Below are 15,666 nucleotides of genomic sequence, written 5' to 3' on the forward strand. Positions count from 1 at the left end.
ACAGCGCAAAAATACCAATATTTGCAAAAATTTTAGGTAACATATGCTACACATTCATAATCTTTCTGTTTCATTTGGCGGAGAGTATCTTTTCAAGGAAATCAGTTTTAAGCTGAGTGCAGGGAATAGAGTAGGTCTCATCGGGAAAAACGGAGCCGGGAAGTCGACTATGCTCAAGATTATTTCAGGTGAAATGCCACTGGATACCGGTCAGATTGCAAAGGATAAAGAGATCGCTATTGGGTTTTTAAAGCAAGATATCGATTTTGAAGAAGGGAGAACGGTTCTGGAGGAGGCTTATCAGGCTTTTGAGAAGATAAAATCTATAGAAGCAAAATTGGAGCATATCAATGAACAATTGGTAGAACGCACCGATTATGAAAGCGAGGGGTATAATCAGCTGATGATAGACCTGAATGACTATCAGCAGCAATACGAAATCCTTGGGGGATACAATTATCAGGGTGATACTGAAAAGGTCTTGAAAGGTCTGGGGTTCACCACTTCTGATTTTGACAAATTGACCGACACTTTTTCCGGAGGGTGGAGAATGCGAATAGAACTGGCTAAGTTGTTGCTGCAAAGCAATGATATTTTACTGCTGGATGAGCCGACCAACCACCTGGATATTGAGAGCATACTGTGGTTAGAAAGTTTCCTGCAGAATTTTCCAGGCTGTGTGGTTATCGTTTCTCACGATAAAATGTTTTTGGATAATGTTACCAATAGAACCATTGAATTATCTCTAGGTCAAATTTACGATTACAATAAACCTTACTCAAAGTTTAAAGTCCTGAGAGAAGAGTTGCGCGAGCAACAGCTTGCTGCTCAAAAAAATCAGCAGAAAGAAATCGAACAGACCGAAAAGCTGATCAGTAAATTCAGGGCCAAAGCCAATAAGGCTTCCATGGCACAATCGCTGATCAAGAAGCTGGAAAAAACCGAAGTTATCGAAGTGGATGAAGAGGATAATCAGGTGATGAATGTAAAATTCAACTCCTCCAAAAATCCGGGGAAAGTCGTGATTGAAGCTGAAGATTTATCGAAGTCATTTGGGCGAGATACCGTTTTTAAAGATGTCGATTTTTTAATCGAAAGAAATTCTAAAATTGCCTTTGTAGGGCAGAACGGACAGGGGAAATCTACGCTAGCCAAAATTATCGTCGGTGAGCTTGAGCATTCCGGTAACATCAAACTGGGCCATAATGTTGAAATCGGTTATTTTGCTCAAAATCAGGCGGAATATCTGGATGGAAACAAAACGGTGCTGGATACCATGATAGATGCAGCCAATGAATCTAACCGAAGCCGTGTGCGTGATATTTTGGGTTCTTTTTTGTTCAGGGGCGATGATGTGACGAAATTTGTCAAGGTGCTTTCCGGAGGAGAAAGAAACCGTCTGGCGCTGGCTAAAATGTCTCTAACTCCCTTTAATGTGCTGATTATGGATGAGCCTACCAACCACCTGGACATTCAGTCTAAAAACGTCTTAAAGGCAGCGCTCAATAATTTTGAAGGCACGCTAATTCTGGTGTCTCACGACAGAGATTTTCTGCAGGGTTTAGCCGATTCTATTTACGAATTCAGAAATAATACCGTTAAGGAATTCCTTGGAGACATCAATGATTACCTGAAATACAGAGCTCTGGAGTCGATGCGGGAGGTGGAGAAAAAAGACAAGAAGGCGAAGGAAGCTAAAGCACAATCTTCCACTAAGAACGATTACGAATTTCAAAAGAAACAAAAATCCCTTCAGAATAAGCTAAGTGGCGTGGAGTCAAAGATTTCAAAACTGGAAAAAGAGGTCAAGGCCCTGGACAGGCAGCTGGAACTCCATTATGAAGAAACCATCCAAAAGGACAATTTCTTCGAAAACTACAATGCCAAAAAAAGCAAGCTCGAGACGCTTATGAAGTCCTGGGAAGAGCTCCAAATCAAAATAGAAAGTCTTTAAGTTTTCATAAAATTAAAGATTCAACTTTAACCTTCCTGTTTTAATGATGTCTTAAAATCATTATGAGAAAAATTATATTATATGTGCTAGGAGTGCTTTTGCTGGCAGGAGGCGTATTAGGGGCTAAATTTATTATTGATAGTAAAGAGGTTCCCAAGTCTGCATCAAGGAAAACCATCAAAACAGTATTTGTAGATACGGTTCAAAATTCTACAGTTCCCATTATAATTCCTGCCAATGGAAATCTTCTTGCCAAGCGCAGAGTTGAGCTGTATGCTGAAGTGCAGGGGGTTTTTGATTACAGCGCCAAAGCCTTCAGAACCGGACAGGCTTATAAAAAGGGTCAAACGTTAATCCGGATCGACGCTTTAGAATACAGAGCCTCAGTACAATCTGCAAAAAGTAACTTATACAATCAAATCACAGCCATAATGCCCGATTTGAGGCTGGATTTTCCGGAAATCTATCCTAAATGGCAGAGGTATCTTAATGCCTTTGATATCAAAGAAACAGTGCCGCCACTGCCGGAGTACGACTCGGAAAAAGAACGGTTTTTTATAAATGGCAGAGGTATCAATACGGCTTACTATAATGTCAAGAATCTCGAAGAGCGACTTCTCAAATATAAAATAACGGCACCCTATGATGGTGTTTTAATTCAGGCCCTGGTTACCGAAGGCACCTTAATCCGAAGCGGAATGATGCTGGGTGAGTTTATAGATCCTGAAGTGTATGAGCTTCAGGTGGGCATTGCCAAAGATTATGCAGACCTTTTGAGAGAAGGGGGGTTCGTTAGCTTGATCAATAAGCAGGGCACACAGCGCTATTCGGGAAAAGTTAATCGAATCAATGCCAGTATAGATCAGGCGACCCAAACGGTAAGTGTCTTTATAGAAGTTAAGGATTCCTCTTTAAAAGAAGGAATGTATCTGAAGGCCTTGATCGAAGCCAAAAAAGAAGAAAATGCCATCTCTATTGACCGAAGCTTAATCGATGATGAGGATAACATTTTTGTGGTTAAGGACACGATCTTAAAGCGTCTAAAAGTCAAGCCGGTCTACTTTTCGGACGAGCAAGTCGTTGTTAAGGGTATTCCTGAGGGTGAACTTATTTTAGCCAAGCAGGTTCCTGGTGCCTTTAGTGGTATGCGAGTCGAAGTAATCAGGGGTAACAATTCTGAAGACCAGCCTCAGGAAGACTCCAAGGCAGAGAAAGAAAGCATTCAGGAATGAGAAAAATCATCTCTTACTTCATCAAGTACCACGTGGCAGTCAATGTCATGATTTTAGCTTTTGTGATTTTCGGAACCATAGGCATGCTGCGTTTGCAATCCTCCTTCTTTCCGCTAATCGAATCTGAAATTATCAATATCAACGTGACGTATCCCGGGGCAGCTCCGGAAGAAATTGAAGAGGGGATTGTCCTGAAAATTGAGGATAATCTAAAGGGTTTGGTCGGTGTAGACCGGGTCACTTCAACCTCCAGAGAAAACGGGGGTAGTATCACCGTAGAGATCGATCGCGACGAAGACATTGATGTGATGTTGAGCGAGGTCAAAAACGCAGTAGACCGGGTTCCCAATTTTCCTTCGGGCATGGAACCCCTGGTGGTTGCCAAGCAGGAGAACATACGCGAAACTTTCGATTATTTTGTAAGTGGAGAAGGCGTGGACCTGGCTACGCTGAAGCAAATCGCAAGACAGATGGAATACGATCTTCGGGCCATGGATGGTCTTTCTCAGATCGAAATCTCAGGGTATCCCGATGAAGAAATTGAAATCGCCGTGGATGAAGATGACCTGCTGGCCTACAACCTCACGTTTGCAGAGGTTGCCCAGGCCGTTTCCCGATCCAATATCCTCACAACAGGGGGGAGTATAAAAACAGATGTAGAAGATTTCCTAATCCGGGCCAATAACCGTTCTTATTATGGCGAGGAATTGAATAACCTGGTTGTAAAGTCTCAGCCGGATGGTACCCAGGTGACGCTGGGGGATGTGGCTGTCATTCGAGACCGATTTGCAGAAACCCCTAATGCTTCTTATATCAACGGAAGGGTTGCGGTAAGCGTTAATATCTCTACGACCAATAATGAAGATCTTATTGCTGCTGCCGAAAAAGTAAGACAGTATGTCAAGGAGTATAATGAAAAAAATGATACCATAGAAATTATCATAGAGGATGACCGTAGCATCACCCTAAGGCAGCGGACTCAATTGTTAATCGAAAACGGAGCGGTAGGAATACTTCTCGTACTGGTGTTTTTATCTTTTTTCCTGAATACACGTCTGGCGTTTTGGGTGGCCTTTGGTCTGCCGATCTCGTTTTTAGGGATGTTTATTTTTGCCAGTTCCTTTGGCGTGACTATCAATGTCTTGTCTCTGTTTGGGATGATCATCGTCATAGGAATTCTGGTGGATGACGGCATTGTCATTTCAGAAAATATCTACCAGCATTATGAAATGGGTAAAAAGCCGGTTCAGGCCGCCATAGATGGTACTATGGAGGTGCTTCCCCCTATCATTTCCGCGATAATCACCACGGTATTGGCATTCTCCACTTTTTTATTTCTGGATAGCCGTATAGGTAAGTATTTTGGCGAGGTAAGTACAGTTGTTATTTTAACCCTCGTCGTATCATTGATTGAAGCCTTGATCATCCTGCCGGCTCACATCGCTCATTCCAAAGCTTTGGTAAGAGAAAAAGCGGGTGAGAAAGACACGGCTAAAGGAATAGAAAAGCTGTTTAAGAAGATGAGACGAATGAACGTCTATGGTGATCGAGTCATGGTTTTTTTGAGAGATAAGTTTTATGAACCCGTGGTAAGATTTACCGTCAAGAACCGATTTATAAGCTTTGCCATCATTACTACACTGCTCATCCTAACCATTGGATCCATTATGGGAGGTGTAGTCAGAGTCACCTTATTTCCCAGTATTGCCAGTGATCGTGTGAGTATAGATTTGCTGATGCCAGAAGGAACCAACCCTAAAACCACAGACAGTATCATCTCCATGGTGGAAGATGCAGCCTGGCGGGTCAATGAAGACTTTTCCAGGCGTCAGTCCGGCAATAAAGAGGTCGTCAGGAATATCGTAAGACGTGTAGGACCGGGAAATAATAAAGCTTCTTTACGGGTAAATTTACTTCCGGGGGAAGAACGTGATTTTGGATCCCCGGAAATTACGAATGCCATCAGAGAGGAGGTAGGCGAGGTGTATGGGGTGGAGCGTCTCACCTTTGGTTCCGGAGGAAATTTTGGGGGCAAGCCCGTTTCTGTCTCACTGCTGGGGAATAATCTGGAAGAGCTGGAACAGGCTAAAGAAGAACTGAAAGCCCTCCTGGAGGAGAATACTACACTTAAGGACGTCACGGATACGGATCCCGAAGGCATTAAAGAAATAAGCATTGACCTGAAGGATGAGGCTTATGCTTTAGGCTTGAACTTGGGTGATGTCATGAGCCAGGTGAGAGCAGGCTTTTTTGGGCTGCAGGCTCAGCGCTTTCAAAGGGGACAGGATGAAATTAAAGTCTGGGTCAGATATGATCGCGACAATCGGGAATCCATCAACGATCTGGATGATATGCGCATTGTGACCCCAGACGGGAATCGGGTGCCTTTTGGAGAGATAGCCACTTACTCCATTGAAAGAGGAACTGAGTCTATAAGCCATTTGGGCGGTTTAAGAGAAATTCGGGTAGAAGCCGATTTGGAAGATCCCAATGCCAGTTCCACAGATGCCATCGCCAACATCGATGAAAATATTTTACCGCCGATTCTGTCCAAATATCCAAGCGTGTCGGTGTCTTACGAAGGCCAGAATCGCGAAGCGGATAAGCTTACCGATTCTGCTAAAAATGTGTTCCCGGTTATCCTTTTTCTCATCTATGCGGTCATTGCCTTTACCTTCAGGAGTTACAGTCAGCCTTTGCTATTGATGTTCCTTATACCTTTCAGTGTCATTGGTGTAGCCTGGGGACATTACATACATGGCTTTCCGGTGAATGTCTTATCCTTATTAGGCATTATTGCGCTGGTGGGGATTATGGTCAATGACGGCCTGGTGCTCATCGGTAAATTCAACACTTATCTTCGGGACGGGATGGCTTTCGATACCGCCTTGATCGAAGCCGGGAAATCCAGATTCAGAGCTATATTTTTAACCTCACTAACGACCATAGCCGGGATAGCTCCTTTACTTCTGGAACGCAGCAGGCAGGCTCAGTTTTTAAAACCCATGGCCATATCCATAGCCTATGGTATTTTTATAGCGACCTTTCTTACGCTGCTGTTTTTACCCTTGTTATTATCGATTACTAATTCAGCAAAAACGAGATTCAAATGGCTTTCAACGGGGGAACAGGTCAGTAAAGAATCTGTAGAACGGGCGATAAAAGAGCAGGAAGAAGAAGCGCATCGCCAGGAAGAAATCGATGAGGCTAACCGCGATTCAGAAACCGGCCAAAACCAATTTAAACCTAAAGATCATTAGATGATATGAGAGTATTTTCCATCAGCATATTGACTTTTATCCTCAGTTTATGTAGTTCTGCTCCAACGCATGCTCAGGAACTATTGAGCAAAAAAGAAGCCATTACTCAAATGTTATCCAATAACTTTGGTATTCAGCTGGCAGAAAATCAGTTGGAGATCGCTGATAATAACCAGGGCATCCTTAATTCCGGATATCTGCCCAGGCTTACCGGTAATGCCGGGGGTAACTACACCAAGGATGACCAGGACGTGACCTTTCGTGACGGTGAGCAAAACTCTATTGTTGGTGCTGAGACAACGCGTTATAACGCCTCCATCAACTTAAACTACACCTTATTTGACGGACTCGGGAGATTTTGGAATTATAAGCGTTTAAAAGAAGAGTACGATTTGTCTTCCCTGGAAGCAAGGCAGACCATAGAAACCACCATGCTGCAATTGTTCACGGTCTATTATGAAGTCGCCCGGCTTACAGAAAATGAACAGGTGTTGCAACAAACCTATAAAAATACAAAGCAGCGCTTAAAGCGAGCGGAGTATAATTTTCAGTTCGGACAGGTCAATAAGCTGGAAGTGCTAAATGCTGAGGTAGATCTCGTCAATGACAGCATCAATCTGATGAATAATCGTCAGCTGTTAAAAAATGCCAAGCGCGATTTGAATGTCGTCATTAACTCAGAACTTGAACAGAACTTCGAGGTGGATACGCTTGTGAGTTTTACCAGTCCAATTCAGATCGAAAACTTTGTAAATACGTCCCAGTCCAATAATGTTCGTCTTTTACAGGCGGAAAAGAACATTACAATAAGCGATTATGATTATAAGGCCAGTAAAGCTGTGTTTTTACCTTCCATTGGACTGACGGGGTCTTATGGATGGAATGAGGGTAACTTCCCCGTGACCAGTTTTGCGACCTCCAGCACCACGACCGGTGTCTCTGGCGGCATCAGTTTAACCTGGGATCTGTTTGATGGCGGAAGCGGAATTACCCGAATGAAGAACGCCAAAATTAATTATGATAACCAACAGCTGGTCAAAGCTCAGATCAGGCAGCAGGTCAAGCGGGATATCTCGAATGCGCTGGGAAACTATCACACCAGGCTTGAAGTTTTGGAGCTTCAGACCCAGAACATACTGACGGCCAAAAATAATTTTGAACGTTCAAATGAGCAGTACAAGCTGGGGCAGATTACCTCGGTGGAACTTCGTCAGGCACAGATCAACCTGCTCAACGCCCAAACCAGTAAAAACCTGGCCAAATACGATGCTAAAATTGCCGAGCTGGAGTTATTGCAGTTAACCGGTCAGCTTCTAAATGTAGATTTCTAATGTTTGAACATTACTTTCAGTGTCCGTATTGCTGGGAAGACATCAGCATGTTGCTGGACCCTTCGGTCAGGCAGCAAACCTATGTGGAAGATTGCGAAGTCTGCTGTAATCCTATTGAAGTCAGTGTGCGATTTGAAGACGAAGAACTTCAGGAATTCAGAGCTGAAGATATTGAGCAATAAAGTTGAAGTTTTATTTTGTGGAATTGATAATTCTACTTATATTTGCAGTCCGATATTAAAAAGACAATTACAAACATATATCGCGGGGTAGAGCAGCAGGTAGCTCGTCGGGCTCATAACCCGAAGGTCACTGGTTCGAGTCCAGTCCCCGCTACTACTTAAATATCAATTAAATCAACGGATTGTGTCTCACAATCCGTTTTTTTATGCCTTCATTTTTTTTACTTTTACAAAGAGTACACGATAAAGTACACGATCCAATCATGAAATTAGATTATTCTGAACCAAATATCTATACAGGTGGGGTAGACATTAATTCCTGGTCTAAGCTCTCAAAAGAAGATAAAAAAGAGGCTCTATCTAAAAGTTGGTACGTGTATTATTCCTTTAGAGATCCAAAAACTGGTAAGCTTAAAAGACAAACCAATATAAAAGCAGGTGCGAATCAGTTTAAAACTAAGCGTGAGCGCTATTCTTTTCTTAGAACGATGCGAGAAGCCCTCTCAAAACTGTTAGAGCTAGGATTCAATCCCTATAAAGATAACAGCGATCTGGAAGCCAAGCTGTTTTCCGATAACCAGGAACCAGCCGAAAAACAGTCAAAACCTAAACCAACACCTGCACTTCAGCCTGAGCCAGGTCCTGTGCCTGTAGAAACTGAGGAAGACATCATGAGCATTGACCAAGCTTTTAAGTTTGGCTTGTCTATGAAAGAGCATATGATGAATACAAACTCATACGTTCAATACAAGAGCAGAATTGGTCTTTTTGAAAAGTGGCTTAGAGAGGAAAAACTATTCGATAAGCCCATTACCAGCATTACTAAAAAGACTGTCAATCAGTATTTGAATACTATTGTAAAGAAGACCAGTGCCAGAAACCGCAATAATTCCCGGACCGATATCGCTTCCTTATTTCAACTGCTGGAAGAAAACGAAATCGTTAAATCCAATTTCGTACAATCCATTCCAAAATTAAAGACCGTTCCCAAACGAAATAAGACGTATACGCCAGATCAGGAAAAGAAAATCAACACTCATCTTGAGAAACATGATCCGACTTTACACCTGTTTATCAAATTTATCAGTCTTAATTTTCTTAGGCCTATTGAAGTTTGCAGATTAAAAATCAGAGATGTCGACTTGAAAGATAAAAAGCTTTACGTCAAGGCTAAAAATCAGCCGGTAAAAATCAAAATCATACCTGATATTCTTATCAAGGATATACCAGATCTGTCCAAACTCCCTGGCGATGCTTTACTGTTTGGTCGCTTTGGTATTGGAGAAGCATGGAGTGCTTCGGAAACCAACAGAAGAAATGAATTCTCTAAACGCTTTAAAGAGGTGAAAGATCATTTTGGGCTGGGAGAGGAATTTGGTTTATACAGTTTCAGGCATACGTTTATCACTAAATTATACAGAAAGCTTAGAGAGAAAAGCTCACCCAACGAAACCAAAAGCAAACTCATGCTGATTACTGGTCATTCTACCATGGACGCACTGGAAAAGTATTTACGCGATATTGATGCTGAACTGCCAGAGGATTATTCGCACTTATTTAAGTAAAAAAAAAGCATTTACTGAATAGAGCTATCTTACTCTTTGAAACAAAAATGTTCCAAGAGTAAGATGGTTATCTAATTCTGGAGTTATATGTTCTATAAAGAGAGCTAAAAAGGTTTAATATGGAGGGATTTCGAACAATAAGAAACAAGAACTAACATTAAACTTCAGTTGGATACAATGAAATACATATTAAGTGCAATAAGGAACATTGAAAAACATGCTTACCGTTACTTAACTTAACATAACGTGAACTATCCTTACATAACCTAACAAATCGTATCATAACGTCACGTATCGTCCCCTAACCTAACATCAGCTTAAAACCTATCACTATCATGTCTAATTTTGGAATTAGATATGGATGCAGAAACAGTATATCAAGTAGCGAAAGCACTCCCGGAGGAAGGGCAAAAGCTCTTATACGATATGCTTAAAAAAGATTTGTATTCCTACCAGCAGGAAAAGAAAAAAAACAGAACGGTTCTTACTGAAGAAGGCGCTATTGAGTATCTATTGAATACTGTATTTAATAGGATAAGTATACATCATTAAACAACATAATCCTGCACTAAAGTGCAGCAAACCTCTGTAAGTCTCTGCATCCTAAAACGTACGTATCCATCTCGTCTAATTTCGCGATTAGGTATGGATGCAAACACTGCTTATCAGGTCGCGAAAGCACTCCCAAGGGAAGGGCAGGAGCGATTATTTGAAATGCTTAAAAAAGATTTGTACTCCTGCGATCTAAAGAAGAAAAAAAGAAGAAACGTATTAACCGAAGAAGATGCTATTCAGTACTTACTGAATAATGTTTTCAACAAAAAGGACTAGTCAACAGCTGATTAAGCGTAAAACATACGTAAACTTAACGCACAATGGAGAATTATCATTACATCTGTCGCTACTGTAAAAAGGAATTTATTCCCAAAAGACGGAAAGTTCAAAAGTTTTGTTCTACATCCTGCAGAGTGAGAAGTCATCAACTCAGACAGAAATTCAACAAACCCGCAAAGCTCAATGCTGAAAAAACAAAAATTGACCATGTCAATGCAGCCGGAGTGGCTAATGCAGCCCTCGGAACCACTGCCGCAGACTTAGTTAAAAACCTGCTTACGCCTGAACAAAACAAGTCAGCTACGAAAGCAGACCTAAGACGTTTGGAAGAACTGCTCCAGCGTTATCATAAAGTTGAAAATATCAAATCTCTTAGCGATGGCAGAGTGCCTTATTATGATATGCATTTGAAGATGGTTGTTTATCGGTGATGAGGTGGTGTTTATGAAAAAGATAATAGTATCCTTCTACCTTGATGCTGAATTAAATGACTGATTTTTAGTCAACTAATTTCAGGAAAAGACATATCCTGAAGCACTGATAGACCCATTTCATTTTAAAAGGTCTCTTTTGCGTTTTTCTATCGCTTTGGCCAATGCATCGGGCAAATGCTTTTTTGCTAAGTCAAGTCCTGAGAGGTTCTCCAGATTAGCGATATAATCCCTTTGAAACTCTTTGATAAACTCGAGTTCTTCGATTTTGTCTTTTAGTTTTTTGATCTCATCTTGCTTACTCATACCTCGTTTCTTTTGTTCTAAGGTACTATATTTTTTAAGCCAATAATCTATTGAAGACCTGGAGACCTTAAAAGATTTAGCAGCATGATTGATGGAGATTTGACCAGTTTGAATTTGGTCAATGATCATAAGTTTGAGTTCAAAGCTTATTTTTTGATACTCTTTTTTTGGGCAGTCTGATTGATTATCTTTCATCTTGATCCTGAATTAAATGATTGATTTTTAGTCACCCAATTTCAGGAAAAGACATGAAGCTATATTAAAGCTAACGGACTTGGCTATGATTTCGTTGCGGAAAAATCCGCAGGATTCTTTCCGCCGTAGCCGAAAGATAGCAAAATAGCGTTGAATTCCGCCAAGGAATTCAACCGCAATGAATCATAGCCTGTGTTACCACACGTTTTTAATTCCAAGTAATTCTTTCATTTTAGAATTGTATCGTTCTAAAATTCTTAATTTAGCTCTCGACATCAATGAACCGAAAAGGACATAATTAAATTTCACGTCGTGATTTTTGGTCAATTTTTGTTGTTCTTTTCTTTTTAATTTTGACATTTCGCCACCAATCGCAAGTAATTGCCTTTTTCCTTGCTTAAAATGTTCAAGAGCTTTTTTTTCATTGTATTTAGAATAAAAACCTTTGGCTGATATGCTATCCTTGTAAACAGCTATTTTTTTGTCAGAAATTTTGAGAAGTAAGGTGTCATTTTCAATAATTACATTTGGCTTGAAATGAAATCTTCCTTCTAAAACTGTTGAATTTTCATTAACAACAATATCTAACATATTTGAAACGTTAAAATTGAATTTAAAAATTCCATTATCATCGGTTTTCGTGCTATCAACAACTTTACCTTGAATGACCTTTATCGAATGATTGTTAGAATTGATTTTTTCAAGTTCCACATCAGTTGTTGATTGAAAAATTCTATCATTTAAGTTATTCGATTTGTAAAATTCCACTTTTCCCACAATCTTTTTTTGTGAGTAGATGCTTTGATTGATAAGCACAATTGTCAATATGAAAACGATTTTTCTCAAATGTGTGGTAACGTTTCTCGCATATGTGTTTGTGGCGGGAAAACAATCGCAAGTTATTCGGTTATACTTTTGCTTTTATAAACATACCAAAATTTTCGATTCGACAAGATATTTAGCCATAAGCTATATGCGATGTGTGCGCCTTGAATGGTAAATATAGTCAAATATTGACTAATGTTCTTTTGCATATAAGGAATAAGCTAGAGGGTTAAAGTCCCTTATGGGTTAGGGTAACGCCTATAACCATTAGTAAGTCGCAAGCTGGTTTGCTGTGAGGCATTCAGTGAAGTAAGCGAGACTACAAAAGCCGGTACTGATGAACAAGAACTGTATATAGAGGCTAGTCGTATTGGGGTAAGCAAGCACATCTTTGTAACGCCCACAAGAAAAGGTACAATTAGTAGATACAGCAGGAATTGGCGGGAAGCTATTTATCTTACCGAGGGAGGTCTCCAAAGTCACGAGTTGGCTATATGGAGAAGTCAGCCGAAGTCATAGTACTTGCAGGAAACGAGCCATAAACAGATATTATGGAAGGTCTCACAAGTAAGGAAGGACGGAACGTGATTCTCTTTAAAATTCGCATAGGAATGATATTTCATAGCCTATGCTTAAACTAGAAGATAGTTTCAAGGGTGTAAAGAGCCTTGGAGTGATGGATTACGAACCGCCGTATACGAGACCCGTACGTACGGTGGTGTGAGAGGCGCACTCCGTCAGTTACTGGCGGAGCCGTCTACTCGATCACCCTTTGTCATTTTTTTACGAGTTGATAATTGTTGACTAAGACTGAAGCAGAAATTTAAAGTAATCTTTCTAACTCTCTTATCATATCAAAAGTCAATTTCTTTTTTCGATTTAAAATTTCGGATACTCGACTTTTACCACCAATGCTGCCAGGTGCCCAAATTCAGACTGTTTTGTTTGATAATCTAAGTTCTCTAAGCCTGATTTTGTACCGTCAAAATATTTCTGTTTATTTTTCTTCTTGCCCCAAAATACAAACAAGAGAAACCTTTTGAAGTATTCGACCTTAAGGGATTTGAATACTTTGCATATGAGTTTTTCATTCTTAACTTGTTAATAGTTTTCGGGCAATAATCGATTTGTTTTATAGGCAAAACCCATAAATGCAAAAATTCCTGTGATAAATAAATTCAACAATAACGATAATAAAAACTTAGTCGAAAGATTGAATTCAGAAGGTTCCGCAAACCAAAGCAATTTCAATAGTTCATAAGACCTGTAGGCCAGGAATATGGCAATTAAAGGGAACAATATCTTCTTGACCATTTTTATTTAGAATTATGTTTCTTCATTTCTTTAGATGGATTAAACTTTTTCTTATCGCATAACTGGCTTTGTTTATGACCTGTGCGGGATTAAATACCAATTAGGCACAAAGCATAGTTTTTAGAGTACTAAACTTAGTGAAATTTTAAAAGCGAAATAAGAAAAGATTTGCGACTTCCTAATAGACTCGGGCATTGTGGAACTAGGAGAGAAGTCCGCATTTTTATAAACTAGATTGGCTGCAGTTATTAATATCTAAACGAGTTTGATTTACCGGTTCCGGTTTTTACGTTCTTACCGCACGAGTTATAGCAATAAACAACCGGCCCTTCGTTGTATTTTATTCCCATTCCTTTTTATAGCCAAAATAAAAAAAAAGCATATTATGAATCCTCAAAATTATTTTATCGGTTAAGGGAATTCATAACCTCTAAAAGTTGATTTGCTCCTATTTGCTTGGATACAATCTTTTTGTCTTGGTCTAAAATGAAAAATTTAGGAAAAGCGCTTATGTTATATGCCTTGAAAGCATCTGTTTCGCTGGTGATTTTGGTGTTAAGCCAGTTTGCCATGTTTTTGCTTTTAGTGAAATCTTTAAAGTAGGCATCATTATTTCCACTAAATATAGATACAATTTCTGCCCCCGATTCCTTTAAACGGGCTTCATGTTCTTTTATATCACTTATGGCAGACAGACAGCTATTACAGTCTTCGTCCCAAAAAAATAGTATGGTATACTCGCTTTTTAAGTCATGAAGATTAAAGCCATTACCATTTGCTTGATCAAGTTTTATATTGGGTGCTATTTTACCAATTAAAATTGGTTACAGAGCTTTTGCATTCTCCAAAATTTTATCCAGCTGTTCTTTTTCTGTCCAGGGCGCATTCCCCGTGGCATAATATTGAGTGGCGATATGCACATACACGGCATCCATGCCCACTATTTTAGATTTGGCGTACTTATTTAAAAAATCTATAACATAGTATTTGTAGGTCTCCGGAGCTGGTTTCATTTTGCTCAAAATAAAATCTATAGAATTTGAAATAGAATCTGGATGTTGAACCGTAAGTTTTTCGATATAAGTATCCACTATGTTATATAAAAAGCTTGTCCTTAGCATGGCTGGATTTGCCAAATCTACATGATCAAAAAAGTGGTTTTTATAGTATTTCCAGCTTTTGAATTTTATGTCTTCTTCTGTACCTTCAAAATCTGGTATTTCAATTTGAGTGTTGGCATTCAGTATTTTACTGACAAGTTTGTTTTTATGTGTCTCAATAACTCTTTTCTTAAAGTCTTCAGCCTCTTCATTTAGCTTATTAATACTTTCTAAATCACCGTCTTTCTGGTGTTTTAGTGCGATTTCTCGTTTTTCATTTAAAAAATTAATATAGCTGTAAAACAGGGCATTCTCATCATTATCACCTTCAACTTGTAGGGTCTGATTTGGATTTAGCGCACTCACCCTTATTTGTAAATCAGGTGAAATCTTTTCTGGAATAAGAATTTCAACAAATTTATTATCGGGTTTAAAAACAATAAAATAAACACCGGGCTCTAATGTGCTATCATAATTAATAACAAATTTCCCGTCATTTTGCTTTTTAATACGATCTGAATCTGTTAAAGCATCTGGCTTTAAATAGGTTTTATTTCCATAATGATATCCAAACTGAATGGTAGTATAAGTGTAATTCTCTATTTCAATATTAATTTTTTTGATTTGGGAATAATTGGCGTGAGTAATCACTAGTGTAAGGACAACTAAAGTTTTTTTTAATAAAAATCTCATACTGTTTATTTTTATTGCCACCAAGGCTCCTGGCTCTCATTCCGTTACAACTATAAAGTTAGCAAAAAAGCTTGAAATTCCAATCAGGAGTTTCAAGCCTTAATGAGCTTTAGCCATTGTGCCTGTTGCACAACTCAATTTCTTGTAAATATATTTAATTGATTGGCATTGAAAAGTTTGGAATTGATTATCTTTAGTAATGCAAGGAAAAAAGACATATCAAGAGAAGTTATTCACTCGATTCTTACTGAGTGAACGCGTCCCCGAAGAGAATTTTTATCGCAGATTAAAGTCGGTTTTGGATTTAGAGGATCTGTACAAATTAACCAAGCCTTATTACGGTTCAAGCGGTCAAAAAAGCATTGATCCTGTTGTGTTTTTTAAGTTGTGCTTGGTGGGTTATTTGGAGAACATTATCAGTGATCGTAAACTGATTGAGCATTG

General features: G+C 39.4%; 15 protein-coding genes, 1 tRNA gene and 1 pseudogene. 11 read left to right on the top strand and 6 right to left on the bottom strand.

The window, feature by feature from the left end:
• Positions 1–43 precede the first annotated feature (43 nt).
• From BLP81_RS01380 to BLP81_RS01425, 10 genes are all read left to right on the top strand, one after another.
• A complete protein-coding gene (locus tag BLP81_RS01380) occupies positions 44–1,954 on the top strand; it encodes an ABC-F family ATP-binding cassette domain-containing protein (RefSeq protein WP_093364635.1) in 1,911 nt (636 codons plus the stop codon).
• Positions 1,955–2,016: 62 nt separating this feature from the next.
• Entirely contained in the window at positions 2,017–3,186 is a 1,170-nt protein-coding gene (locus BLP81_RS01385) for an efflux RND transporter periplasmic adaptor subunit (RefSeq protein WP_093364638.1), read from the top strand.
• Positions 3,183–6,446 (top strand): efflux RND transporter permease subunit, encoded by a 3,264-nt coding sequence (locus tag BLP81_RS01390; RefSeq protein ID WP_093364641.1) that lies wholly within the window; start codon positions 3,183–3,185, stop codon positions 6,444–6,446. The genes BLP81_RS01385 and BLP81_RS01390 overlap by 4 nt, the downstream gene beginning before the upstream one ends.
• Positions 6,447–6,451: 5 nt before the next feature.
• Entirely contained in the window at positions 6,452–7,777 is a 1,326-nt protein-coding gene (locus BLP81_RS01395) for a TolC family protein (protein WP_093364643.1), read from the top strand.
• Complete coding sequence (locus tag BLP81_RS01400) at positions 7,777–7,959, top strand: CPXCG motif-containing cysteine-rich protein (RefSeq protein WP_093364646.1); 183 nt, start codon at positions 7,777–7,779, stop codon at positions 7,957–7,959. The genes BLP81_RS01395 and BLP81_RS01400 overlap by 1 nt, the downstream gene beginning before the upstream one ends.
• An 81-nt stretch (positions 7,960–8,040) precedes the next feature.
• Positions 8,041–8,113, top strand: a tRNA-Met gene (locus BLP81_RS01405).
• Positions 8,114–8,165: 52 nt separating this feature from the next.
• On the top strand, positions 8,166–9,524 hold the full coding sequence (locus BLP81_RS01410; protein ID WP_093364649.1) for a tyrosine-type recombinase/integrase: 1,359 nt from the start codon (positions 8,166–8,168) through the stop codon (positions 9,522–9,524).
• A gap of 357 nt (positions 9,525–9,881) precedes the next feature.
• On the top strand, positions 9,882–10,076 hold the full coding sequence (locus BLP81_RS01415; RefSeq protein ID WP_093364652.1) for a hypothetical protein: 195 nt from the start codon (positions 9,882–9,884) through the stop codon (positions 10,074–10,076).
• A 93-nt stretch (positions 10,077–10,169) separates the two neighbouring features.
• The gene (locus BLP81_RS01420) at positions 10,170–10,355 is read left to right on the top strand and encodes a hypothetical protein (protein ID WP_093364667.1); all 186 of its coding nucleotides are present in this window, start codon (positions 10,170–10,172) and stop codon (positions 10,353–10,355) included.
• Between the two features lie 44 nt (positions 10,356–10,399).
• Positions 10,400–10,789 carry a hypothetical protein gene (locus tag BLP81_RS01425; protein WP_143002798.1) on the top strand — a complete coding sequence of 130 codons (390 nt, stop codon included), beginning with the start codon at positions 10,400–10,402 and terminating at the stop codon, positions 10,787–10,789.
• A gap of 120 nt (positions 10,790–10,909) precedes the next feature.
• Here the strand turns inward: BLP81_RS01425 and BLP81_RS01430 are convergent, their stop codons facing one another.
• The 6 genes and pseudogenes from BLP81_RS01430 to BLP81_RS01450 all read right to left on the bottom strand — a co-directional run bounded on the left by BLP81_RS01430 (position 10,910) and on the right by BLP81_RS01450 (position 15,222).
• Entirely contained in the window at positions 10,910–11,290 is a 381-nt protein-coding gene (locus BLP81_RS01430; protein ID WP_093364672.1) for a helix-turn-helix domain-containing protein, read from the bottom strand.
• Between the two features lie 195 nt (positions 11,291–11,485).
• On the bottom strand, positions 11,486–12,067 hold the full coding sequence (locus BLP81_RS01435; RefSeq protein ID WP_176752661.1) for a hypothetical protein: 582 nt from the start codon (positions 12,065–12,067) through the stop codon (positions 11,486–11,488).
• Positions 12,068–12,938: 871 nt separating this feature from the next.
• Positions 12,939–13,034, bottom strand: a pseudogene (locus BLP81_RS13795) (transcriptional regulator); the annotation flags it as partial.
• Complete coding sequence (locus BLP81_RS13800) at positions 12,995–13,144, bottom strand: hypothetical protein (protein ID WP_394330522.1); 150 nt, start codon at positions 13,142–13,144, stop codon at positions 12,995–12,997. The gene BLP81_RS13800 and the pseudogene BLP81_RS13795, both read right to left, overlap by 40 nt.
• A gap of 689 nt (positions 13,145–13,833) precedes the next feature.
• On the bottom strand, positions 13,834–14,250 hold the full coding sequence (locus BLP81_RS01445; RefSeq protein ID WP_093364684.1) for a peroxiredoxin family protein: 417 nt from the start codon (positions 14,248–14,250) through the stop codon (positions 13,834–13,836).
• 3 nt (positions 14,251–14,253) lie between these two features.
• Positions 14,254–15,222, bottom strand: a complete 969-nt coding sequence (locus BLP81_RS01450) for a DUF5106 domain-containing protein (protein WP_093364686.1) — start codon at positions 15,220–15,222, stop codon at positions 14,254–14,256.
• Positions 15,223–15,421: 199 nt separating this feature from the next.
• Between BLP81_RS01450 and BLP81_RS01455 the strand changes: the two genes are divergently transcribed.
• A partial coding sequence (locus tag BLP81_RS01455) for a transposase (RefSeq protein WP_176752662.1) occupies positions 15,422–15,666 on the top strand: 245 nt, incomplete at its 3' end.

Origin of the sequence: Psychroflexus sediminis (assembly GCF_900099815.1) — a bacterium.
GTDB classification, from domain to species: domain Bacteria; phylum Bacteroidota; class Bacteroidia; order Flavobacteriales; family Flavobacteriaceae; genus Psychroflexus; species Psychroflexus sediminis.